The following is a 23,872-nucleotide window of genomic DNA, read 5'->3' as shown; positions in this document are numbered from 1 at the left end:
CATGTTAAAAGTTAAATACAGATTCATCTCCGTTAAAGGATAAGTCACTGGTTTTTCCGGTTCCTACCAGCTCGAATGTAAAGTCCATTGGGGCTTCGGTAAAGTTTAGATAGGTCCCGTTTCCTTTGGTCACCGTTACTTTTTGATCGGTCTCGGTATACTTGAACCGTACTTCCGAGAATTCACCCTTTTCATAATCACGGGTTTCATTATCGTCGAAATAAAGGGTGTACTCGGCATCTTTTCCAGGGTAAATTTTTATGCGTAACGGCTCGGCGGATGCTTGAGTCGCATACTGAATTTTAGGTCCCGTTGGAATAATTGATCCCGCTTTCACGAAAACTGGGGTGCTATCGAAAGGAGCTTCAACCGTAACGGTCGTGCCGCCACTTGCTTTCTGTTCGGTCCAGAAATTGAACCACTCACCCTGGGGTAAATAAATTTCTTTTTCCCGTTGTTGGTATTCGGTCACCAACCCGACCATTATGGACTCGCCAAAGAAGAGCTGGTCTTTAATTTCCCAGGTATTTTTATCGGTGGGATAATAGTAGGCCAGAGGACTCATTAAGACATGCCCCTGTTGATTAATTTTCCAGGCTTCGGAATAGATGTAGGGCATCAGTTTGTAGCGTAAATCGATAAACTTGCGAGCCATATCTTCGAACGCCTGGCCATAGCGCCAAATTTCTGTTTCTGACACATAACCATGAATACGGAAAACAGGACTAAACGCGCCAAACTGGAACCAACGTGCCAACAATTCAACAAATTCGTTATTGGTGTATTGATTGTCGAAAACCGGATTCATGGAGTTTGAGTCGCGGAAGAAACCGCCAATATCATGCGACCAGTATGGCAAACCAGCCATGGTGAAGTTTAATCCGGCAGAAATTTGCTCGGCAAACTGCTCCCAGGTTGAAGCCACATCGCCCGACCAGGTAACGGAACCATAACGTTGTTGTCCGGTAAAAGCCGACCGGTTTAGGTTTAATATGCGCTCGTTAGGGTACTCTTTTTCTTTTCCCTCGTACATGGCTTTGGTTACCACCAGCGAGTAAATATTGTTTACTGCCCTGAATGAGCCAACTGCAGTAGCCTGGTCCAGATTTGGCCGACCTGCCGGCTCAGTTCCGTCTAACCAAATTGAATTGACGCCAAACTGAAACATGCTATCGCTTAGCATTTTGTAGTAGCGCTCGCGAACACCTTCGTTAAAGAAGTCGAGATTATGGTTTTTCTCGCCAAGTTTATATTGAAGCAGGTCGTATTTTTTCAGCAGCGGATCGTTGTTTACCTGTGGCCACACCGACACCATCAGCAACATGTTCAGGTCGTGCAGTTCGTCAGCCATCGCTTTCGGATCGGGGTATTTTGCCCGGTCCCATTCGGGCCCTTTGGTTCCTTCGGGCCAGTAAAACCAATCCTGTATGATGTAGTCAACCGGGATGTTTCGTTTTCGCATCTCCCGGGCATTTTCCAACAACTCAGCCTGGGTATGGTAGCGTTCGCGACACTGCCAAAAGCCATAAGCTTTCTTATTAAACAGAGGCGTTTGTCCGGTTAATTTGTGGTTTAGCGCAAGCACTTCGGCCGGCGTACTGCCGTGCATAAAATAATAATCGATGACACTACCGACCTCGCTGCTAAATACGGTTTTATTAAAATCGGGCTCATTGTAATGCAAACTGCCGGCCATGGCTGCGCCTGTATTTTGAAATACCACCTTGTATTCTTTCCCTGCCTCAAGCTCTTTGCGACCCGAAAAACAGGTTGGCACCCAAATGGTCGAGTAATCGATAATGGTATCTCGATCAATGGTCACACGAATTTCGCCCTTCATCCGGTTCAACTTATCACTTTCTACAAAAAAGGTGTACATGCCCGTTTTTTCGGGGATGAAAGTGGTTTCGCGGATGTTCTTTTCCTGGTTCGCTGTGGTTTTGTGCTTAATCACATTTTCCACATCCATGTCCACTTTTTCAACCACACCACTTTGGGTTTCAGTGGTCGATTCGGGAAAAGCGATTTCATGTTGTGCGGGGTTAAAGTCGGTGATACTGTAATTATTCCAGTAAATTCCATAATTTTTGGTGGATACCAAAAAAGGAATCGCCACTTCCTGGTTAAATTGCTCCAGGCGAACGGGCACATTCTTCCAGTTCATGATACCACTTTGATATTGCCCCAATCCATACAACGCCTCATCTTGGGCGACAAACGCCTGCGACACCATATTCCTTCCTTCCGGTTTCGAAGTAATGTAGGTAAGTTCGTTGGTTTCGGAAAGCAGACTCTCTCCGTCGATGTTCTTGTATTCAATGGTTCCATCGCTATTCACAACTACATTCAACTTAGCGGTACTAATGACAAGCTGCTCGTTGCTCTGTTTCAACTCCCAGGCTACATTCTGCGGTTCCAAAACAGTTACATAGTTGGGCAGCCCCTCGGCACGATCACCCTTCAGGCTTTTTTGAACATGGATGATGGACTCGTCAATAATTTCGAGTTTTATCGTTACGCTGTCACCAAGGATCGTTACTGAGTTGTCGTTTTTTTGAATTTCATGAATAAATTTTGATTGACATCCTGTTATCATTGAGTGTAACAGAACCAATCCGATGATTATTCGCATAGTAGTTGGCATGCTATAAAGTTTTGTATTTCGTTTTTTTGGTTCGTTTAAAATTTGTGCCTGATTATTCAATCGGCTGAAAAGATTTCCACGTTAATACGCCAGTGTCTCTGGCCCATTCTTTCCACCGTTTTTCCATCTCGCTCGCCTTCTCCGGCATATTCTCGATTAGGTTGTGCATTTCGCTTCTGTCTGTTTCCATATCATACAATTCCCAGTTATATTCCGAGCCTTTTTCCCATCTCGACACCAGCTTATAATTTCCAACACGTATGGCTTTATTACCTTCGTGCTCCCAGCAAATAATCCGTGGTTCCAACTCCTTGTTATCAAATGCAGGAGTAAGGCTCACACCGGCCATTGGGACAATCGGATTTCCATTCAACCACTCCGGGTAAACTGCACCTGATACATCGACACAGGTTGCCATAATGTCGATGATATGGGAAGGTTGATTCCGAAACTCGTTTTTCGCCTTAATTCCAGCCGGCCAGTAAACAATCAGCGGGGTTGATATTCCCCCTTCGTGAACGTAGTGTTTATACATTCGGAATGGCGTATTGCTGGCATTAGCCCATGGCCTGTCGTAAGCCACGTAGGTGTCATCAGCTCCGGGGGTTAAGCCTTTTCCGCCCATTACCGGTCGACCGTCACGTGTATATCTGGGCACCATTTCTTTCTGCCGTTCATCTTTACCCATTGGTTTTATATCGTCGGCGTTAACATCTTTGTAGTAAGGCCTGATTTCATTAAAAAGTCCAAACTGCTCGGCACAGCCACCATTGTCCTGCAAAAAGAACACAAGCGTATTGTCTTTCATTCCGTTCTTGTCGAGCGAGCTCATTACCTTTCCAATGCCCTGATCCATGCAGTCAACCATGGCTGCATATACCTCCATCAACGAACTGTACCAGGCTTTCCGGTCTTCAGTCTCCCAGTCTTTAATGTTGTCTTTTTCAGACAGTTCCCACTCCGGGTTTATTAAGCCCATCTCCTTCATGCGCTCATATTTCTTTTGGCGAAGTGCATCCCATCCATCGTCGAACCTACCTTTGTATTTGGCAATATCCTCCGGTTTTGCATGCATTGGCCAATGAGCTGCGGTGTACGCCAGATACATAAAGAAGGGCTGGTCGCCGTTATGATTATTAATGAAATCGACCGCATTTTCAGTGATCGCATCGGTGTAGTAAAAACCGTCCGAAGGAACAATGTATTCATTCGCGCGGGCAAGCGATGGCGGGTCGTAAAAACTTCCGGCTCCGAGAATAGAACCAAAAAATTTATCGAAGCCGCGTTGTAGTGGCCAATTATGCTTTGTAGGATTCTCATCTTCCGGATCGTATGGAGTTACATGCCATTTACCAGACATATAAGTAGCGTAGCCGGCCTGCTTTAAGACCTGAGCAATGGTAACAGCGTTTTCACTTAAGTCGCCCCGGTAACTATCATGCCCTTTGTTCTCCATCATGTGGCCTACCCCCGACTGGTGCGGATAGAGACCGGTTATAAGCGATGCCCTTGTGGGGCAACAACGCGCCCCGTTGTAAAATTGAGTAAAACGCAATCCATTTTGTGCCAGTCCGTCGAGTATGGGTGTATTTATTTCGCCTCCGTAGCAGCCAATATCCGAATACCCCATATCATCCGACATGATCAGAATAATGTTAGGCCTGGAGTTTTGTGGTTTTTCCGTATCGCATGCCGACACGAAAAGCATGAACGCGACACCGCAAAGTGCCGTCTTTAAAATTATTAGTAGTTTGATTCGTTTCATCGCCTGCTATATTTCATTTACATCTGTACCAAAACAAGTTGCTGTCCCGGATTTGTGGCAATATCATACAAATGGGTGGCAGGCAAATTCAATCCTTTCAATTTTGCTTCGTCCGAAATAATTGGTTTCTGAATAGCTGGTGATCGATAAAAAGGATTTTGATTCTCGCCTGCCGCGTCAATTAGTTCGCCCGTATTTTCCAATTTCAGTCGGGTGTAGGAACGAATTCGACAATTACCACCGAGCGTTGATTTAATAATCACTTTTTCAATTCCGCCGTTTTTCCATTCCATCGATTCAATTTCGAAGCCTCCCCTGGCACGCAAACCGGTTACACGACCTGCAGCCCACACATTGGGCAATGCCGGCAAAAGCTGAATCGCACCATCATGACTTTGCACCAACATTTCTGAAAGGCCGGAGGTGAAGCCAAAATTCCCATCAATTTGAAAAGGCGGATGCGCATCGAACATATTGGCGTAGGTTCCTCCTCTTTTCATCGGGTCGTTGCTATCCACCAACTTAATTTGGTCGCCCATCAGCTTATAGGCGTGGTTTCCATCGAGCAGACGCGCCCAAAGGTTTATTTTCCAGTTCATGGACCAGCCGGTTGACGGATCACCGCGCTGAACAAGCGTATTTCGTGCCGCTTCAAAAAGCTCCGGATATTGTTTGGGTGAAATTTGATTGGAAGGATACAAGCCATACAAATGAGACACATGACGGTGCTTGTCGTCCGGATCATCCCAATCTTGCAGCCATTCCTGCAACTGACTGTACTGCCCCACCTGCATGGGTGGCAGCTGAGAAATTGTTTCTTCAATTTTATGAATCAGTTCAGCATCGGTGTTCAGCAATCGCGCAGCCTCCGCGGTTTTACTCAACAAGTCGAAAACCAGCTGATTATCCAAAGTTGTGCCAGCCGACAAGGTCACTTTATTATGATTTTGCGGCGCATTCTCGGGCGACATGGAAGGCGACATAACCAACCAGCCATGCTCGGGTTCAGGAGATAGAAAACTCAGGCAGAATTCGGTCGCCCCTTTCATTGCCGGATAAACTGAACGCAAATAATCGACATCCCCGCTGAAAGCATATTTTTCCCATAAGTGCTGACTCAACCATACTCCGCCGGTGGGCCACACCCCCCACGAACCGTCAACCGGCCCACAAATTCGCCAAATGTCAGTATTGTGATGAGCCACCCAACCATCGGCACCATACATGTCGGCAGCTGTTTTACGCCCGGTAACCGATAAATCTTTCACCATGTCGATAAGCGGCTGGTGCATTTCGGCGAGGTTTGTCACCTCGGCAGGCCAATAGTTCATTTCGGTGTTTATGTTGATGGTATAGGCACTTTTCCAGGGCGGATCGAGTTGATTGCACCAAATACCCTGCAAATTACCAGGCTGTCCGCCGGGTTGCGAAGAGGAAATCAACAAATACCGGCCAAACTGAAAATATAAAGCCGCCAGCGCCGGATCGTTCCCGTTACTAAATTGTTCAATCCGTACATCGGTTGGGTTTTTAATTGAATCGGTTTGCCCCAAATCTAAAGCAACCCGGTTGAAATAACTTTGATAGAACGCTGAATGGTCGTTTACTAACTGCTCGTAGCTTTTTCGCTCTGCTTTTGCAATATATTCGCTCGCCAGTTGATGTGGATCGGCACTGATATCGTGATAGTTCACAAAATTAGTCGCGATAGAAACAAATAGCGTTGCGCTGTTCGCATTGGTCACCATCAATGTGCTGTCGTTCGAAGTCAGGCTTCCACCATCGGTCACAATCTTCAGGCGCGACTGAAACTCGACCTGCCCCTTTATGCCAGGCCCATTTTTAATTCGTTTGCCTTTTCGGTCGTTACTAAACCCGGTCATTTTTAGCACATCATTTCCTTCGGTTGACACACTGACAACGGCAGGCGCCGGACGATCCATATTGGCTGAGAACGAGATTTTGTCGTTTTCGCTGGCCGTTAGCCGAACAACAATCACCTGGTCGGTAAATGACGTAAAGACTTCGCGTTTGAATTCAACCCCGTCGACGGTATACTTGGTTGTGTTTACCGCGTTTTCCAGATTCAATTCGCGATAATAATTGGTGAACTTTTCATGATCAGGAAAATTGAGCCGCAAGTTTCCAACCGTTTCGTAAGGCATGCCGTGCGAAATTTGCGACACAAATTTCTCGTTGGCCAAATTTCTGGCCTCATCGTATTTTTCGTTAAAAAGAAGTTTCCGAATCCCGGATAAAGCAGCTTTGGCATCGGGGTTGTCGTTTTGGTGAGGGCCACCAGACCATAACGTTGCTTCGTTCAACTGAATATTTTCATTGGAAGGTATTCCGAACACCATGGCTCCCAATCGCCCGTTGCCCAAAGGCAAGGCCTCATTCCAGCCGGCTGCCGGAGCATTGTACCAAAGTAGCAGGTTCGATTGCTTGGTTTGCGTGCAGGCGCCCATAATCAAAGCAATCAATATAACGAGATTTAAAACATTCTTCATTTCAGTCTCTTTTTAGATTCCTTCTGTATTTTTTAGGATAAAATCGACAATCGGTTTTGGGTCTTTTAGCGAATGCGGATGATGCCCAACGCCAGGTTTGTGGATGATATTGAGCTCCCAGCCCAGCGCATTCAATCTGTTTTCGAGCAAAGCGGTATTCTCAGAAAAGGGAACAACCGTGTCAGCATCGCCAATAACACATAAGATCGGAACTTTCAAACCTGCAACATGTTCCATGTGATCAATCGGGTTGCCATGGTAGAGCAAAGCCACCTGTTCGGTAAAACCATACTGAGTCAGGCAGGATTGCCAGGCCTGCGAATTACCATCACCGGAACCTTTTCCGCCCGGCCAGCTCTTGAAATCGCACACCGGAGCATCGGCATAAATACAGGCAACTTTTTCGGCATTGCGGTTGGCCCAGTTGAAAACAATCAACCCGCCACGGCTCATTCCTTCCAGCACAACTTTCGGGTTCAACTGGTAGTTGGCGACCATCATATCGTAAAATTCATCCCAGATTTTCACCGCTTTTTCGCAGCCAAACAAACCTGCAACATCAATATAGGCCACATGAAAACCTGCTTCGAGAAGAGCCAAATCTGTTTGAGGTTCAGTTCCCCAAAAGCGGGCACGCCAAATCCAATTTCGCTGCTGATTAGCTTTGTGGGGAAACACGACTTTAAACGGAATTCCGTTCAACGTTGAATCAAGCATTTTATAGCCGTGCCAGTCGGGCCGTATTTTGTCCGATGAAGTTGAAGGCTGCACGATTGGCTTTTGGGTGAAACTTAGAGCCCCCAGATTATTTTCAGCCCCTCTAATCCACGGACCATTGTAGACATCGTTGGTGTTCAAATAGCATCGGCCGGGCAGGTACGTAACCGACTGGTAAGTTGCCTGATCTTTTAGATGAAGTGTTAGATATTGGCCGTCGACTTCAAGCTGAGCCACCACATCCGACAGCAGCGTGTCGCTTGTTCCGTTATAAAAGAAGAACTGGTCTTTCAGCTCATGAACAAGTCCGTTCACCTCGTTGGGTTCGTCCAAACGAATGGGTTGATCAAACTCCAGAGTAATTTCGTTCGCGCCTGTGAACCTTGCTTCGAGCAGTGCAGGTGGAGTAATGGTTCGGTCGGTTTTTTCGCCGTAAAAGTCACGGGCAAGCAGCGGAAAAATACGCTGTGCAAACTCGCAATATCCTTCGTAGGAAAAATGGCATCCATCGTGCCCGTCCACACCGGTTGTCGACATAATTTCTATCCGATCCGACTGAAGAGCCAGCTGATGCTGAGTTTCCCTCAACTCAGATTGGTAGTCGCCACCACAGCCCGGATGAAGCTGAAAAAGATAAATTTTCTCAACGCCAGTGTAAACCCGATCCCAATCGGCCAATAGCTGCTGAAAGTTTTGCGGATACGACCGCCAAGCATCTGCCGTTTTAGTATTCGCTTCGCCCTGATGCCATAAAATTGCCTTAATATGGTCTTTCAATCCGGACTGGGCAACCCGGTAAGCCAACCGTCCAAAACTGGTTTCCAACGAAGGCTGCTCGGGATACAGCATGTTTTGTTCAATCGATGAAGAACCGCTACCTCCGTTGATAATGCACACCGGAATCTGGTATTCTTCAACAATCAATTTCATCAGTTGCATGCCCCATACGCCAACACCAAACTTGTTTTTCCGGAACCAACCTCCAACACCCTTCAGGTCCGGACAGTTGCCCGTTGCCCTTCCCCAGCGAACAAGTTTATCGTCTTCGTCGTAGGGTTCATAGCCGGTTTTAACACCAAAGCTCCGGCAGTACGGACTGCTATAGGTTGACTTGCTGCTACTGGCGTGAGAATTTGATTGACCTGAAATGATGTAGGCATCGCCACACACAACGCTGTCGGCTGCAAAACAAAGGTTCTCGCGACCATCTACGCTGCTGTATAACTCAAATTTAAATTGATGCAAACCCGCATGAATTGTTTCGGAGCAGTAAAAACGCTTATTTTTTACGCCCACATTCTGCTGGTTGTATAGAACGCCATCTTTAAACACTTTTAGCGAAAACCCGTCAACATTTTGTTCCCCTTTAAACTCACCTGCGATAACCACCTCTGCACTATCAACCTGATTACGTGCATACAACTGATAATCTTCGGGAGCTGCAGAAAATTTTATCGATTGCGAGAAACTGGCAAGCTGAACAAAACTAAAAATGAAAAATGTAAGCAGAATTTTATACTGATTCATTGGTTAGGGTTTTCAAATTGACTATTGTACCGGTTTTCAAATTCGTATCTCATCATCCGTTTGTGCCCGAAGTTTCTCCGGTTTCCTTCCCGAAAAAAGAAAGGAATTGATGCCTGTTCTGCGACTTATTTTGTCCAAACTTTAAAGTCGCTGTATTGCGCCGACCGGGTAAACATGTGCCGCAGGCCAATTCGACCTTCTTCCGGTGATTGTCCTTCTTTCAGATCCCAGGAGAAAAGCTTCTTCCCGTTTTCGCCTTCGACCTGAAAAAAGAGTTTCGATTTTGATTTAATTACTGTTACCCGATAGGTTACTCCGGGTAGGAACAAGCCTGTCCGCTCGTATGCGGGAGGCACTTCCGTTTCACCAAAACGGCCTTCTTCGGCCGGATATTTGCGTACGCGGATGTAGTCGTTATCAGGATCTTCATTCACCATTGGAAACGCTGCGTACGAAATATGAAGCGGATTCATATTGTAATAATATTTGCTCATGGTAGGTACATCACGATACTCGTTCCACTCGGTAATATCCTTTCCTCTGCCCTCTTTGCCAATCCCTTCGGCCTGAATATACAGGATATTAACATTGACGATTTGGCTATCAGTTCGAGTGAAGTTGTACTCCATTTTCAAATCGCCCGTAAACGATTGTTTGGTCCAAAGCACGGTGTGATGGGCATCGTTTCGATTTTCGGGGCCGGCAATTAGGTTCATACCGTTTTCACTTTGTTCAACCACCGAAATCAGGCCGTCTTTAAACCAGTTTTCCTGCCAATTGGCTGTACAGGGATCGGATAATTCGAGTTTCCATTTGGAAGATGAATTCAAGCTTTCAAAGTCGGTTGGTTCTGTGGCTTTACAAGCCCCTACCGACAGTAGTACAATAACTAATCCTAACAACAAATCTGATCTTACCATAACTTCAAATTCTACGAATAAATTAAATTTCTTACAAAACGGGCACTTGCTGCCCCTCACCGACCACCACAAGATTGATTGAAACTATCTAAGTAACGACATTGACGGGCATTATCTTCTTCTTCCGTTATAAATCGGTTAATACTCAAACTCAGGAACCGTATAGACCATTTCTTCTTTAAAATTCATTCCCTTCTTCACCCCGTATAAGTTAAGCTCAGTTGGCTTATGTCCGGCGGCGTTCAATTCAGGTTGAATTTCTTCATTTAAAGAAGAAAGAATGACCTCCTGCCCTTTTTTTAGGGCAAGTTCAAATTCGCCCTCAGCTATTTTGGTAATTTTCACTTTTTCGCTCCCGCCAATTTGTTTGGCTTTCGACCATCCCGGAACTTTTAAGACACAAGGTTCGCCGACTTCGCTTTTTATGGCCACCCAATCTGTTTGGTTTTCGCGATACGATGCACTAACCAAAAATCCACCTTGTGCGCGAAGCTGATCAAACGAAGCCTCGTTCCACTCGCCAGGCATAGCCGGGAAAACCCTGATTTTATTGCCCCAGCTTTGAAGCAAAAATTCCATAATTGATGAAGCGGCACTTAGTGGTGTTTCAATAACAGGATTCTTTCCATGAGCCTCGCAATAAAAGGTATTGGGGAGCAATATGGCACCACCACCGCCAATTTGTTTGGTCAGGAAATGCTGCAAAATGTCGTTGGCATCGTTGCCGCGCCCCAGCGCATTGTACAACGAGGCAGCACCTGTATAGGAATAGCCGGCCAAACCTTTGCCATCATCAATTTTATGCCAGTGCACCACCGATTTATCCACCAAGGCCATATCCTCGGGCGAGTCGGGGTCGAGTTGAAACAAAGGATACAAAGCCAACAAATGCGAATAATGCCGGTGCGACATATCAACAGCCTGGTCACTGCCAATCATTAATCCATTTTCATCAACCGGATAGGGAATTAAGTTATCGAGCGTTTGTTTCCACATTTCAACTTCGGCAAGATTGGCTCCGGCTTTTTCGTTCGATTCAATTAAAGCATTCAACAACCAACGTAAAATCGCCAGATTATAATTTGTGTTTTTAAACTTCTCAAAGCCTTTGTATTCGGGCGACCCCATGGCAACTAGCTCAATCTGCCCCTTTTCATTGGTTACTTGTTTGCCTTCGTAAATTTTGGCTATGTCCATAGCTTTGGGCACCCATTTTTGTTGAATGGCTTCCCAGTCGCCTTTGTAACTGTAGATTAGCCAGTAGTTGTGCAAAGCCCAGGCATAGTCGCCAAGGCTTGAGCCACTAAACCGGTTCTTCAGCATGGCATCGCCGTAATCATCAATTAGCTTGATGTAGTTTTCGGCAATCTCGAGGTGATTGCTGGTATTAAACGGCCAGTAGGTAAGCTGAACGTTTAGGTTCCACCACAGTCCGGGCCATGATGTTACTTTCAGGTACGGGCCGTTTAAGTCGAGTGCCGGGCCATCAGCACGCGAGCAGGCTGCCATTTTATAAAGTTGAATCCAGTAAAAGGATTCCATTCTTCCATCGGGGATTGATAAGAACGATTTTTGGAAATAATTGTGCCACCATTGGCGGTGAGATTCTTCAACTTCAGAAACAGAAAGCAAAGCCGCTTCTTTAACCGCCTGGCTCGCCACTTTTACCGACTCATTCGCGGCAGGTATTTCGTTGGCTGTTGACAAATACAAAGTTGACGCCGTATCGTTGTTTTTCTTTTCCAACCAGGCTGTGGCATAATCGCCACCTGCCAACAAGCTTTGCACACAGGTTTTAATTTCACCTTCACCCGAAACAACCGGGTTTGGATTTGGGATGTAATCCGTGTATCGGTCGGGCATGGCCAAAGTTCGTGGCGACACCGGATTTCCGGCTTTCCACTCCCACTTGTAATCCACCGGACCACCGTCGTTTTTTTCGGTTGAACGAACCTCAATTACATTCAACATACGGTCGTAAGGTGTGAAAGCCCTAAAAGTTAGCTCGCCCAAATCGGTAAAAATAGTTCCGCGAACCTCGGCATTCCATAAATGCTGACGAACTTTTATGGACTGGATTTTTCCGGCCGGACGAAGGACCATTCGACCAATATCTAGTCTGGAGTAATCCAGCAAGCTGGCATCCTTCACATCCATTGATGTTTTTTTGCCGGGCGCCAGCCGGTGATCCGTAACATCCTGCCGTCCCATGTGGAAATCCAGACGATTATCACTCATCGTTGCAAAAATCATCATGCCCACCTGACCGTTTCCGGTGAATGCACCTTCGTTCCATTGCAACGGGGTCTCGTCCCAGATCAAATCGTGCTGCGCCAAAAATTCGGGCCAGTTGATGTTGTTTTGGATGGTTTTGGGTTTTGGGTTGCAAGAAGCCAACACCATAAATGCCAAAACAATCCAATATGTTATCCGATTTCTAGTCTTCATTTGCGAAATATTTAGTGATCGATTTTTGCAAACAGGCAGGATATGTTTCCCCCTCAGCAGCTCCGCTTCCTTTTACTTTCTCGTTTCATCTGACTCTATTTATCCGTAACGGCCAAAATTTGTCCCAGCGCGTGCAGTTCATCTGCCAGCTCAACATAGGCTATATCATGCATATCAACACCTTCCTCAACAGCCATTCCGGCCAAAACCCCGGCACTTTGCCCCAGAATCATAAACACCGGTTCCATACGGATGGAGCCAAAAGCAATGTGTGAGCTGGAAACGGCAGTTAGAACCAACAGGTTTTTACATTCTTCTTTTTTAGGAAGAATTGTTCCCAGGTGAATTTGGTACGGTTGATCCGCATCAACCCCCAGATCGCCCTCGTTTTGCACATACCCTTCAGAGGTAATGTAGCGCTGCGTATTGTGCGAATCCATAGTGTACGAGCCCATACCGATTGGCTTATCAACTTTCTGACGGCCCAAAATTTCATTTTCGGTCATCACATATTCGCCAATCATACGACGTGCTTCGCGCACATAAATTTGGTAAGGCCAGTGGCCGTTATCGACAAACTCATCTTTGGCCAGACCCCAGGTTTTCATTTTATCCCTCAGGTTCTCAGGAACACTTTCATCTGTACACCAGAAATAAAGCAAGCCTTTGTGGTAGTCGATGTGTTCCTGAAGAATTGCCTTTCGTTCTTCGTACGATGCTTCGGGGTAATCGTAGTTCATGCCAATATTGTCGGAGCTAAAAGGGCCAACATTGTTGACATCCCTTTTGTGATTCGGAATTTTACCTCCTCCAAACATCGAATATCGTCCGCCTCTGAACACTCGTCTCAGCAACTCGTATTGAGCAGGATCGTAATTCCCGGGCTTTTCAAAAGGCACCACATTTCCTTCGGCATTGGTGGTACATAAACGGTAATTATAGGCCTGTACACGTTTATCGCCCGAACCGTTTTCGCCCGGAGGCTCGGTTGAGATACGAGGTAAAACGCCACTTGTAGAGTCCCCTGGGATGACATACGGGCTAATATTGAGTTGCTGAAAATTGTGACTGTGGTGATATACGCCTTTCTGCACACCATTCCATGTTTCGTTGTATACGCTGTTGGCCTCGCGTCCAACGTGGTAGTTCACTCCGGCAGCAGCCATCAGGTCGCCCTCGTAGGTGGCATCCATGAAAATTTCGGCTTCGAATTTTTTGCCACTTAACATGGTGATGGATTTGATTTTGCCATCAACTACTTCAACGCCATTTTCACGGTCGAGCCATTCGTCGCGAAGGATGGTGATGCTATTTTGAGCCACAAATTCCTCAAAAATCTGTTCAGCCACATGCGGTTCAAACGTCCACATAGTTTGCATACTATCATCGATCGCTGTGGTTCCCTGCCCCTGATTGTCGTACTCGCCACGTGGTTGCCAGTTCCAGGCGTTCTTGTTTTGGTAGTGCAGGTATACGCGGTGATAAAATTCGCGCGAAAGTCCGCCGATGACACTCTTATCACCCACATCAGTAAATCCCAGACCACTGGCCGACAAGCCACCAATGTGCTTTTCGGGACACACAACCAACACGTTTTTGTTCATTTGAGCCAACTGAACAGCAGCAGTTATCGCAGCCGATGTACCTCCATAAATTACCACATCAGGGTTTGATGATTTGGTCGATTTGAAATTACTGCACCCGCAGAAAACGAGCAATGCCAGAAAAAACAGGACTATGGTATTTGTTCTCATATTGAATTACTTTATTGGTGTCATCACCACCTCTTTTAAATTAATTGGCTGCCATGCGCCCAACACCGGTTTAAAAGTGATTTTATAATTGCCCGCTTCTTTAATCTCAAATGTTCCGATCTCCAAAGGTTTGAAATCATCGTAACTTGCAGTTGCCGGAATTTTCACCGTTTGGCGTTGTCCGTTAAGCTCAACCATAAATTCAGAAGCTTCGGAACCTGCAGTTGACGCGGTAATATGAAACTTACCTGGCTTTTCAATGGCAAATGTCCAATACACCCGTTCCTGTTCGTTGGTCCAACTGCCCACACAGTCTTTCGAGCTGTTGTATCTAACGCCAATTCCCTGTAAGTTTTCAAACTCAGCGCTTTCGGTCATGAATGCGACCACGCCATTTTTATCTTGTCCGAATGCCTTTGGTGCAATCGCATCGGGAGTATCATTCAGTTCAACAACCACAACCGAGTTAATGGAATCGGGTGCTGAACCTGATAGCTGCACGGTCAGTCCGTTATCTCCGGTTTTGGTTTTAAATGACTTTCTGTTGTTGGTCAGCAAATAGGCATTGGCCGCATTATTTCGGATCGGCAGCTGAATCGTTCCGGCCTCCCAATCGAAAACATGTAAATAAAGCTTGGTTTTGTTGCCAGCTTTCTTCATGGTAATGTAGCCCCAATCGACTTTACTGCAAGGACTTGCTTCGGTTCCGTAAATGGCTTCGCTGTTTTTGTCCATCCAGTCGCCAATGGTTTTCAGTCGTTCAACGGCTTTTGGAGACAAGGTTCCCAAACAAGTAGGGCTAACATTTAACAAGTAGTTTCCGCCCATACTGCTGGCGTTTGCCAATTCGCCCAGTAAAGTTTTCATCGATTTAAAGCTCTGGTCGTCGCTGCGGTAGCCCCAACTTCCGCTGATAGGCTGGCAAAGTTCCCAGTATTTCTCTTCGGGCTTCTGCTTTGGCATGTGCCTTTCGTAGGTTTTGTGATCGCCCGGATAATCGTCGCCCAACCGGTCGTTGGTAATGATAGCCGGTTGCAAGGCAGTGGTAACATGGTATAGACTGTCGATCACTTCTTTGCTCATTTCGCGCGGAGTATCCCACCAGAAGATGGCAATATCGCCATAATCAGTCAACAGTTGATTGACTTCGGGAAGCGCTTTTTCTTTCACATACGAGTCGCTGCTAACACGCTGCATGGTTTTGTCCCAATTGTTTCCCATGCCACCGGGATGGCTCCAGTCTTGCGCCTGCGAGTAATAAAAACCGAACTTAATGCCCTGAATGGCACACTCATCAGCAAGTTCTTTCATTACATCGCGTTTGAATGGCGTTGCATCAACCACATTAAACGGGTTACATTTTGAATGAAACATTGAAAAGCCGTCGTGATGCTTCGATGTGATTACAATGTATTTCATTCCGGCTTCTTTAGCCAAGCCAACAAAGGTTTTGGCATCGAACAAAGTCGGATTAAAAAGCTCGGCAAATTTTGCATATTCCGCCACGGGAATATTTCCACGATTCATAATCCATTCGGCAGAGTTTTTCTGCGGTTCACCTTTATAGAATCCGGCCGGAATGGAATAAATTCCCCAGTGAATAAACATTCCGAAACGAGACTCGGTCCACCACTCCATGCGTTCTTCGTCAGAAATCTGTTTCGATTTTGATGGATTTTGCGCAACTCCCAAATTGATGAATAGCGTAAATAACAATAGTGTAGTTCGTATTTTTTTCATTATCTGTTTTTTATATTTTATCTTCTTAGGATTGTTGTCAAAAGTTGATTGTCGCTACAATTATGATTTGCGCAACCAATTATTCAACGACAATCATCCCTTTCAGTCTGATATCACTACTTGAAGCGCCGATTTGAATTTCGAAACTACCCGGTTCGACCATATAGTCTCGCTTCATGGAATCGTAATAACGCAAATCGTCCATTGCTTTTAGCTTAAACGAAACTGTTTTGGATTCCCCTTTTTTCAGTGCAATTCGCTCGAATTTGCGAAGTTGTTTTAGAGCCATCCATTTGTCCGACTCCACATCCTTAATGTATAGTTGCACAACTTCTTCACCATCCACTTTACCGGTGTTTTTGACTTGCAGCGAAACTGAAAATTCACCGTCGCGGCCAATTGAATTCTTATCGATTTTCAGATTTGAATACTCGAAGTTGGTATAGCTCAGGCCATGCCCAAATGAGTACAGTGCATCGCCCTGATAATACCGGTAAGTAAAACCTTTGCCGGCATGCATGTTGTAGTCCGTAAAATCTGCCAATTCACTGGTCGACGAATAGAAGGTAACGGGTAGTCTGCCGGCAGGGTTATACTCTCCAAACAGCACATCGGCAACGGCATCGCCACCACGTTGCCCAGGATACCAGGCCATTAAAATGGCATTTAATTCATCTTCCAAACCACCATAAGCCATCGCACTTCCCGACATTTGAACAAAGATTACCGGGGTTCCGGTTTCACTCATGGCTTTTAGGGCATTCATTTGGAGTTTGGGCATTTCAATTTTAGTGCGATCGCCGCTATTAAAGCCATCAATATTGGAACGCCCCTTCATTTCTTCACCTTCCCACGAGGCGTCTAAACCGCCTACAAATATGGCTACATCGGCTTTTTTTACGTCGGCTAAAGTGGCTTCTGAAAGGATTGTTGGATCGATGTTTTGTTTATTCGCCCTATACTCGGGCGTTTCCCAAATCAGGTTGACCTCGGCTACAGCAAAATTTTCGAAGTATTCTAACTTGATATCATAGGTTTTCCCTCCCTCTAAAGTAACATCACTTAAAAAGACTTCCTTCCGATTGTGATTCGACCAACCGTCGACAATTATTTCACCGTCAATCCAGAGGCGACATCCGTCGTCTGCGGATACTCCAAGTTTATAGGTACCAGTCATCGGGGCGAGCAATTTCCCCGTCCACCGGATCGAAAAATTCTCATCAGCTATGGCTTTATCCGCAGTTAGAATCCCCTGTGCCACATCGGTCGATGTTGGTGATTCGCCCCTGTTCCATTTGAATTTTATTTCGGGATTTACTTTAACTAACGTTGCTTCTCCTTCTAAATTGGTGTTGTTGTAATAGTGTCCGGTTAAGCCTTGAGTTTTTTCACCATTCTCATCAACGGTAAAAAGGTACTTGCTATCAATAACCGGATAATCTTTCGCGTTCACATCATAAATCACCATTGGTACTCCTGTGGAATAGGTGACTTGAACATCTTTACCAACCGCATTTCTTATTCCATTAATTACCGTAACAGGGCGAGAAGGTGTTCCGGCATAATTCCCGAGTAAGGATGCCAGATTATCGGCATTGGGGCCAACAACAGCGATTCGTTTTATTTTACTTTTGTTCAATGGGAGTATCCCATCGTTTTTCAACAGCGTCATTGATTTTTGAGCCACTTTCAAAGCCATTTCATCATGCGCTTCGCTATCATTCATTTCAATTGGAATCTGAGCATAAGGAACCAGCTCTTCCGGATCAAACATTCCAAGTTTCATTCTGGCTAACATCAACCTGTAAACAGCCAGGTCAATTTCGCCTTCATCAATGTATCCCAATTCAACGGCTTTTTTCAACGCAGTTTGATAAACATTGCCACAATTTAAATCGCAGCCTTTACGAACACCAATGGCTGCAGCTTCTTCGGGGCTGTCAACAATTTTATGAAACGCGTAAATATCCCTGATCGCGCCACAATCGGAAACCACATAGCCTTCAAAGCCCCACTTATTTCGGAGAATATCTTCCAGTAGCAACCAACTGGCGCATGACGATTCGCCATCAACACGATTATAAGCCCCCATGATCGAATAGGCTTTCGCATCAACCATCAGATCTTTAAATGCCGGCAGATAAGTCTCCCATAAATCGCGTGTATTGGGCACTACATTAAACACATGTCTGTCAGGCTCGGGGCCATTGTGTACAGCATAATGCTTTGCGGTAGCAACTAGTTTTAAATATTTAGGGTCGTCGCCTTGCAGCCCTTTCACAAATTGCATCCCCATTTGTCCGGTCAGGTATGGATCTTCACCATAGGTTTCGTGCCCCCGGCCCCACCGCGGATCCCTGAAAATATTGATATTAGGCGACCAGAATGTCAGACCTCTGTATCTGCGGTAGTCATTATTTCTAAGCGCCTCATGGTGCTTTGCCCTGGCTTCATCGCTGATAATATCGGCGACCTGCTTCATCATATCAGTATCGAATGTTGCTGCCAGACCAATAGCCTGAGGAAATACCGTTGCATTTCCTGCACGGGCAACACCATGCAAGGCTTCGTTCCACCAGTCGTATTCTAAAATTCCCAGCCGAGGAATTGCAGGCGCTTTATTTCCTAGCTGTGCTATTTTTTCATCTAAGGTCATGTGCTGAACTAAATCAGCGGCACGTGTCTCAAAATCAAGCGACAAATCGAAATACTTGCGTGTTTCGTCTTGTTTTGGCTGACCAAAAAGAGAGCCAATTGACAAAACAGAAATAAGAAGTAGTAGGCTAGTTTTCATGGTAATATAGGTATAGATTATAATATTGTGAGCTTACAAGGAACTCATTTTAATTAATTTGGGTGATTAACACGACACTCCATGGCGTTAGCGTATGGTCAATTTCGAGTGTGCCATCTTCTCCAACCGTTACAATATCAGTTTTCAGATTTTCGGCAAAGTCTTTCATCACGTTCACTTGCTCGCGTGTTGGCGGCTCGGGTTTTCCCATCGCCTCCCAGTAATTATGAATGTTCCCGTGATCTTTATCTAAGGTTTCAATTTTGAATTGAGTTCCGGCGTTTAAACCGTCAAGCGAAAAGCGGAGTGTTTTAGATGTTCCTTGTTCCCTTTTGTTACTTCCCGAAGGAACAGCATCGACATACTCGTCCGGATAATTGTAAGCCAGAGCAGTGATTTTCCCGTTGCCCGAATGACGGCTTACAAACAGATAATCGTCTTTGTATAATTTTTCGTCGCCCAGTTGGTTTAACATGCGGTAAGCGTGGTACGACGGTTTTACAATGCCCTGAAAGTTGATCATTCCGAAGCCCCCGTGAAAAATACTTGAGGCGCCGCCTTTTTCTTCAAAAATATCGGTAAACGTCCAAAATGCCAGCGAGTTGGTCAATCCAATACAATCGAGGTTCGTTTTTACGATATAGGCCGCTGCCGGAAGTAAATCGTGCATGGCATCGCGACTGCTCGGGCTGGTGTTCCACTCGGTTAAATGTAATTCGGCATTTGGGAAGGCACTGTTCTTTACCGTTTTATTAAGCCACTCGATGTCGAGTTTAGTAGAGCCCACAAAACGGGTCAAGCCCCTGCCCTTTCCGGTTTCAGGATTAAACGCATAATCAGTAGGATACGGGTGGCAGCTTACAAAATCAACCGGCAAGTTTTCCTTTTCACAGTATTTCAGGAAGTCTTCAATCCATACGCCATGCCATTTCAACTTATTAATATCGTCGATGGTAAACACTTCGTTCGAAGCTTCGCGGTCTTCAATTTCGCCATCGAAACGGGTGTCGGGAACAAAGTTACTGGTTGCCGGCCCTCCGATTTTGAGTCGTTCATCGACCGACTTCAAAGCCAGCGCCGACTGCTTATAAAGTTCGAAATACTGCGATTTGGTACCGTCAAGGAAAGCCGGATACAGGTTTGGTTCGTTCCAAACCTCGAAATACCAGGTCAGCAGCTCATCAATTCCGTAACGATCGACCAAGTGCTGGGTTAGCGCTTTCACCAAGTCGTGCCACTGAGCGGCATAATTTTCGCCTGGCGTAACTTTAGCTTTCCACCAGAATACTGTTTTGGAATCTTCGGCGGCAAACTGATTTGGGAAGAAGGCCAACTCTACAAAAGGTTTAACATTGAGGTCGAGCATCCGGTCGAACAAATCGTCGACATACTGCCAGTTGTACACAATTTTTCCTTTTTCTTCCAGAACAACAAACATGTCTTCGTGAAACAGTCCGTGAAACCGACAATACTGAAAACCACAGTTTTCCTGTACTTTTTCCAGTTGCTCGAGCCAGCCGGCACGCAGCCCTTCGTTGGCACGGCCGGCGCCAACACATTTGCTCCAGAAATGCTCGAATTGTTCGCCCTTGGCATTTCCATCAATGGCTATTTTTTCTTGTGCTGAAATGGTTCCTGAAAACAGGAACAGGGCACAAATTAGAATAGTTGTTGTTCTTAGTAGTTGGTTCATATCTATTAATTATTATTTCAGACTTTCAGTCTGTTAATTCACTTCACTTATTTTTTGTATGTGGCGATGTGCCGGGTTTGTTATTTCAGGTCTTCAGCCTGTTTACTGTTGACATTTTCTCAGTCTGCCATTAAGCTAGCAGTCGTTTCATTTAACTAATCCTTTCACCTCAACCTTTATGACACTTGCCATCTCATCCGGTGCAATTTCAGGTAAGCTAATTTTCAATCCCTGATTGGTTGTTTCTGTTTTTACCGGTTCTCCGGTTTTCAAAATCGAAGCTTTTTGAACTTTATATTTTATCTGCGGAATGACTAATTCGCCACTTTCGGGCCAGTTGAAAACTGCGAAATAGAGTGTTGTATTCCTTTTCCCGACTTTCTTTGTGCAGCGTCCCCAATCAAATTCTCCCATCGGGCTTGAGGTGGTTCCGTAAACCGCTTCACCATTTACGATTAACCACTCTCCCACTTCGTTTAAACGGCTAACCGATTTTGCAGGAATTACACCTTCGCCGGTTGGACCTACATTCAGCAAAAAGTTTCCACCTTTGCTGGCAATGTCAACCAAGCTATGAACTAACGAATCTGCAGTCTTCCAATTATCATCGGTTTTGTGGTATCCCCAGGCGCCATTCAGGGTCATGCAGGTTTCCCAAGGTTGCGGTTCGCCTCCTTCGGGAATTTTCTGCTCGCGAACGGCGTAGTCGCCCAATTTGTTTCCAACGCGCTGATTTACGATGCAATCCGGGTCGAGTTTATGAATTAAAGCCAACAACTCAATACTTTGCTCTTTTGTAATTAACTCGGGCGTATCGAACCAAATAATGGCCGGTTTGTACTGCGTTATCAGCTCGCTAATCTGAGGTTTCACCTTTTCGTTGAAGTAGATGGAATAATCCTTTTTCTCTTCCTCAGGGAAATCCCACACATTGCTTCGCGATCCGCCTTTTGAGTTACATTGTGGGTGGTGCCAGTCTCTTCCGAGCGAATAATAAACGCCAAATTTAATTCCCTGCTTTTCGCAAGCCTGCTTCAACTCCAGCACTGCATCGCGTTTCCAAGGTGTTTGTTTTACGATGTTGTAATCGTCCGAAGGGCTATTGAACATGGCAAAGCCATCGTGGTGTTTCGAGGTAATCACCATGTATTTCATACCGGCATCTTTGGCAATTTTTGCCCATTCGTCGGCATTAAATTTTTGGGGATTAAATTCATCGGCTATTTTCTCATATTCGGAGATTGGAATTTGCAGGTTGCGCATCATGTGCTCGGAACGCCCGTCTTGCCCATTCCAAAAACAGCCATCGTGCGCATAAAGCCCCCAATGAATAAACATACCAAAGCGGGCATCGTTCCACCAGGCAAGTCGTTCAGCGACCAGTTCGGGCGACTCGAGGTATTCCAGTTTGGCATTTTCAAATTTGTCGCCTGTATCGATGGAACCGTCCGCATTTACCTGGGCTGAAACACCTGAAATACGAGTCAAAATAGTGACTACAGTGAGTATTGCGATTAAATATGCGCTGCTTTGTTTCATTTCAATAGTCATTCTTAATCTTTTGAATACTCAAGAATCTGCTTGTCGGCCAACAATCTGACCTTTAGCTCATCGTAGTTTAACTGGTGAATACTAACTTCTTTATCAATCGCCAAAGCAGCAGCGGTTGCCGCACTTTGTCCAAGCATCATATAAACCGGCTCCATTCGTATTGACCCATAAGCACTGTGCGAAGCAGAAACACAGCAGGTAACCAGCAAATTAGAACACTCTTCTTCTTTTGGTGTGATTGACTGATAACTGATACCGTATGGAGGAACTCCAGTCCATTTTGGTGTGTCGGCATGAAGTGCTCCATCCTTATCGACCCAAATCTGAGTTGGATGCGAGTCCATTCCGTACGAACCGAGGGCAACCGGGTCGGTCACTTTCGGGTTGCTCCTAAGATGATGTTCAGTCATGACCAAGTTACCAATCATTCTGCGCCCTTCACGAACGTAAAGTTGAAACGGGAAATGTCCGTTGTCTACAAACTCATCTTTTGCCAAACCAAGTTTCGAGGCTCTTGCCCGAACAACCTCCGGGACTCTTGGATGATTGGCCAGAGTCCACAGGAACCCTTTGGTGTATCGAAGATGATCGTTTAGAATTTTCTCGCGAGCTTCGTAATCGGCATCCGGATAATCATCGGCATGGCCCATATAATCGGTCGAAACCCATCCGCCTTTGTTGGTGTCGGTCTTCTTATTTGGAACAGGATTAGAGCCAAGGGGAAGCCCTCGGGTATTGCCGGCCTCTAACCAACGGAACAACAGCTCAAATTCTGATTCGTCATATCCTTCGGGTTTGTTGAAAGGGAAACGGTTCTCAGGCTCGCCGGTGAGACAAAGACGGTAGTTGTAAGCTTGTACCATTTTATCGCCATCGCCTTCTGCCCCAACCACATCCGGAACAAGCCCTTCTATTACTCCACTGGTCGAATCTCCGGGAATAATAAAAGGATCAAGTGGCCGATCTCCTATTCTTGCCGGTTCTTTGGTTTGTACGCCATTAATCTTTTCGTCATACCTGGCGTTGCCTTCCCGGCCAACAGTGTACGAAACTCCTGCCTTTGCCAAGAGGTCGCCCTCATAACTACAATCGATAAACACTTTAGCGACAAAAGTACGCCCCGACTCCATTCGTATTGAAACGATCTGATTGTTCTCCTTCTTCACGCCGTTCTTCAGATCGAGCCTTTCGCCAAAAACCACGGAAACCGATTCATTGGCAATCATTTCGTTCAACTTTAGTTCGGCTACATGCGGTTCGAATACAAATAAAGCATCCGGAGCAATCCGCTTAGGCTGAGTACTGGCAATAAACTCTTCTTTTGTTTGATATTTCCAATGCGCAGGATCTTGATACCATTGATGTACTAGTTGATAAAATTCCCGGGCGATTCCTCCGATCGTTTCAGGTCTACCAACATCAGTATTTCCAAGTCCGCTGGATGTCATTCCACCAATGTGCTTCCCAGGTTCTATTATCACAACACTTTTCCCCATGCGACTGGCTTGTACTGCAGCCACAACTCCCGAAGCGGTTCCGCCATAAACACAAATATCAGTTTCAGTCACACTTGGTTTTGCAGGCTCCTGTGTATCGGCAACATTCATGTTTCCGGAGTTTGTACTACCGGTAGTTACCCGCGCGTGTAATCCGTGGTGCATAAAAATTCCGCAGATTACAAATGCGATTATCTTTAGTTGTTGGGTCATATTCGTTTGGGTCATTTATTTATGTGGTTTATTGATGCTTATCCCTCCCATCAGTCTTTACAACACACCTCGTGTCATTCTGAGCGAAATGCGATGAAGG

The 23,872-nt window shown here is 45.6% G+C and carries 12 protein-coding genes; all 12 read right to left on the bottom strand.

Annotated elements, in window-relative coordinates:
* Nucleotides 1-4 precede the first annotated feature (4 nt).
* The 12 genes from ABZD21_RS03285 to ABZD21_RS03230 all read right to left on the bottom strand — a co-directional run bounded on the left by ABZD21_RS03285 (nt 5) and on the right by ABZD21_RS03230 (nt 23,787).
* The gene (locus tag ABZD21_RS03285; RefSeq protein WP_372772885.1) at nt 5-2,644 is read right to left on the bottom strand and encodes a TIM-barrel domain-containing protein; all 2,640 of its coding nucleotides are present in this window, start codon (nt 2,642-2,644) and stop codon (nt 5-7) included.
* Nucleotides 2,645-2,696: 52 nt separating this feature from the next.
* Nucleotides 2,697-4,409, bottom strand: a complete 1,713-nt coding sequence (locus ABZD21_RS03280) for an arylsulfatase (protein ID WP_372772883.1) — start codon at nt 4,407-4,409, stop codon at nt 2,697-2,699.
* Nucleotides 4,410-4,426: 17 nt separating this feature from the next.
* The gene (locus ABZD21_RS03275) at nt 4,427-6,919 is read right to left on the bottom strand and encodes a glycoside hydrolase N-terminal domain-containing protein (protein WP_372772882.1); all 2,493 of its coding nucleotides are present in this window, start codon (nt 6,917-6,919) and stop codon (nt 4,427-4,429) included.
* 12 nt (nt 6,920-6,931) lie between these two features.
* Complete coding sequence (locus ABZD21_RS03270) at nt 6,932-9,163, bottom strand: sialate O-acetylesterase (RefSeq protein ID WP_372772880.1); 2,232 nt, start codon at nt 9,161-9,163, stop codon at nt 6,932-6,934.
* 125 nt (nt 9,164-9,288) lie between these two features.
* A complete protein-coding gene (locus ABZD21_RS03265) occupies nt 9,289-10,083 on the bottom strand; it encodes a DUF1961 family protein (protein WP_372772879.1) in 795 nt (264 codons plus the stop codon).
* A gap of 138 nt (nt 10,084-10,221) precedes the next feature.
* The gene (locus tag ABZD21_RS03260) at nt 10,222-12,531 is read right to left on the bottom strand and encodes a glycoside hydrolase family 95-like protein (RefSeq protein ID WP_372772878.1); all 2,310 of its coding nucleotides are present in this window, start codon (nt 12,529-12,531) and stop codon (nt 10,222-10,224) included.
* Between the two features lie 95 nt (nt 12,532-12,626).
* A complete protein-coding gene (locus ABZD21_RS03255; RefSeq protein WP_372772877.1) occupies nt 12,627-14,285 on the bottom strand; it encodes an FAD-dependent oxidoreductase in 1,659 nt (552 codons plus the stop codon).
* 6 nt (nt 14,286-14,291) lie between these two features.
* Nucleotides 14,292-16,025 (bottom strand): alpha-L-fucosidase, encoded by a 1,734-nt coding sequence (locus ABZD21_RS03250; protein WP_372772876.1) that lies wholly within the window; start codon nt 16,023-16,025, stop codon nt 14,292-14,294.
* Nucleotides 16,026-16,104: 79 nt separating this feature from the next.
* Nucleotides 16,105-18,819, bottom strand: coding sequence for a glycoside hydrolase family 3 C-terminal domain-containing protein (locus ABZD21_RS03245; RefSeq protein WP_372772874.1), 2,715 nt, complete (start codon nt 18,817-18,819; stop codon nt 16,105-16,107).
* A gap of 49 nt (nt 18,820-18,868) precedes the next feature.
* A complete protein-coding gene (locus ABZD21_RS03240; RefSeq protein ID WP_372772873.1) occupies nt 18,869-20,512 on the bottom strand; it encodes a hypothetical protein in 1,644 nt (547 codons plus the stop codon).
* Nucleotides 20,513-20,659: 147 nt separating this feature from the next.
* Complete coding sequence (locus tag ABZD21_RS03235; RefSeq protein WP_372772871.1) at nt 20,660-22,063, bottom strand: alpha-L-fucosidase; 1,404 nt, start codon at nt 22,061-22,063, stop codon at nt 20,660-20,662.
* Nucleotides 22,064-22,065: 2 nt separating this feature from the next.
* A complete protein-coding gene (locus tag ABZD21_RS03230) occupies nt 22,066-23,787 on the bottom strand; it encodes an FAD-dependent oxidoreductase (protein WP_372772869.1) in 1,722 nt (573 codons plus the stop codon).
* Between the last annotated feature and the right edge of the window lie 85 nt (nt 23,788-23,872).

This window comes from Mangrovibacterium sp. (assembly GCF_041596335.1).
GTDB lineage: Bacteria > Bacteroidota > Bacteroidia > Bacteroidales > Prolixibacteraceae > Mangrovibacterium.
This window is presented reverse-complemented; position numbering and strand designations above follow the sequence as displayed.

Excerpts from the sequence above, each read along its gene's own strand:
- ABZD21_RS03280 (WP_372772883.1), bottom strand. The coding sequence starts at position 4,409 with ATGAAACGAATCAAACTACTAATAATTTTAAAGACGGCACTTTGCGGT.
- ABZD21_RS03270 (WP_372772880.1), bottom strand. The coding sequence starts at position 9,163 with ATGAATCAGTATAAAATTCTGCTTACATTTTTCATTTTTAGTTTTGTT.
- ABZD21_RS03235 (WP_372772871.1), bottom strand. The coding sequence starts at position 22,063 with ATGACTATTGAAATGAAACAAAGCAGCGCATATTTAATCGCAATACTC.
- ABZD21_RS03250 (WP_372772876.1), bottom strand. The coding sequence starts at position 16,025 with ATGAAAAAAATACGAACTACACTATTGTTATTTACGCTATTCATCAAT.
- ABZD21_RS03245 (WP_372772874.1), bottom strand. The coding sequence starts at position 18,819 with ATGAAAACTAGCCTACTACTTCTTATTTCTGTTTTGTCAATTGGCTCT.
- ABZD21_RS03265 (WP_372772879.1), bottom strand. The coding sequence starts at position 10,083 with ATGGTAAGATCAGATTTGTTGTTAGGATTAGTTATTGTACTACTGTCG.
- ABZD21_RS03260 (WP_372772878.1), bottom strand. The coding sequence starts at position 12,531 with ATGAAGACTAGAAATCGGATAACATATTGGATTGTTTTGGCATTTATG.
- ABZD21_RS03285 (WP_372772885.1), bottom strand. The coding sequence starts at position 2,644 with ATGCCAACTACTATGCGAATAATCATCGGATTGGTTCTGTTACACTCA.
- ABZD21_RS03240 (WP_372772873.1), bottom strand. The coding sequence starts at position 20,512 with ATGAACCAACTACTAAGAACAACAACTATTCTAATTTGTGCCCTGTTC.
- ABZD21_RS03255 (WP_372772877.1), bottom strand. The coding sequence starts at position 14,285 with ATGAGAACAAATACCATAGTCCTGTTTTTTCTGGCATTGCTCGTTTTC.
- ABZD21_RS03275 (WP_372772882.1), bottom strand. The coding sequence starts at position 6,919 with ATGAAGAATGTTTTAAATCTCGTTATATTGATTGCTTTGATTATGGGC.
- ABZD21_RS03230 (WP_372772869.1), bottom strand. The coding sequence starts at position 23,787 with ATGACCCAAACGAATATGACCCAACAACTAAAGATAATCGCATTTGTA.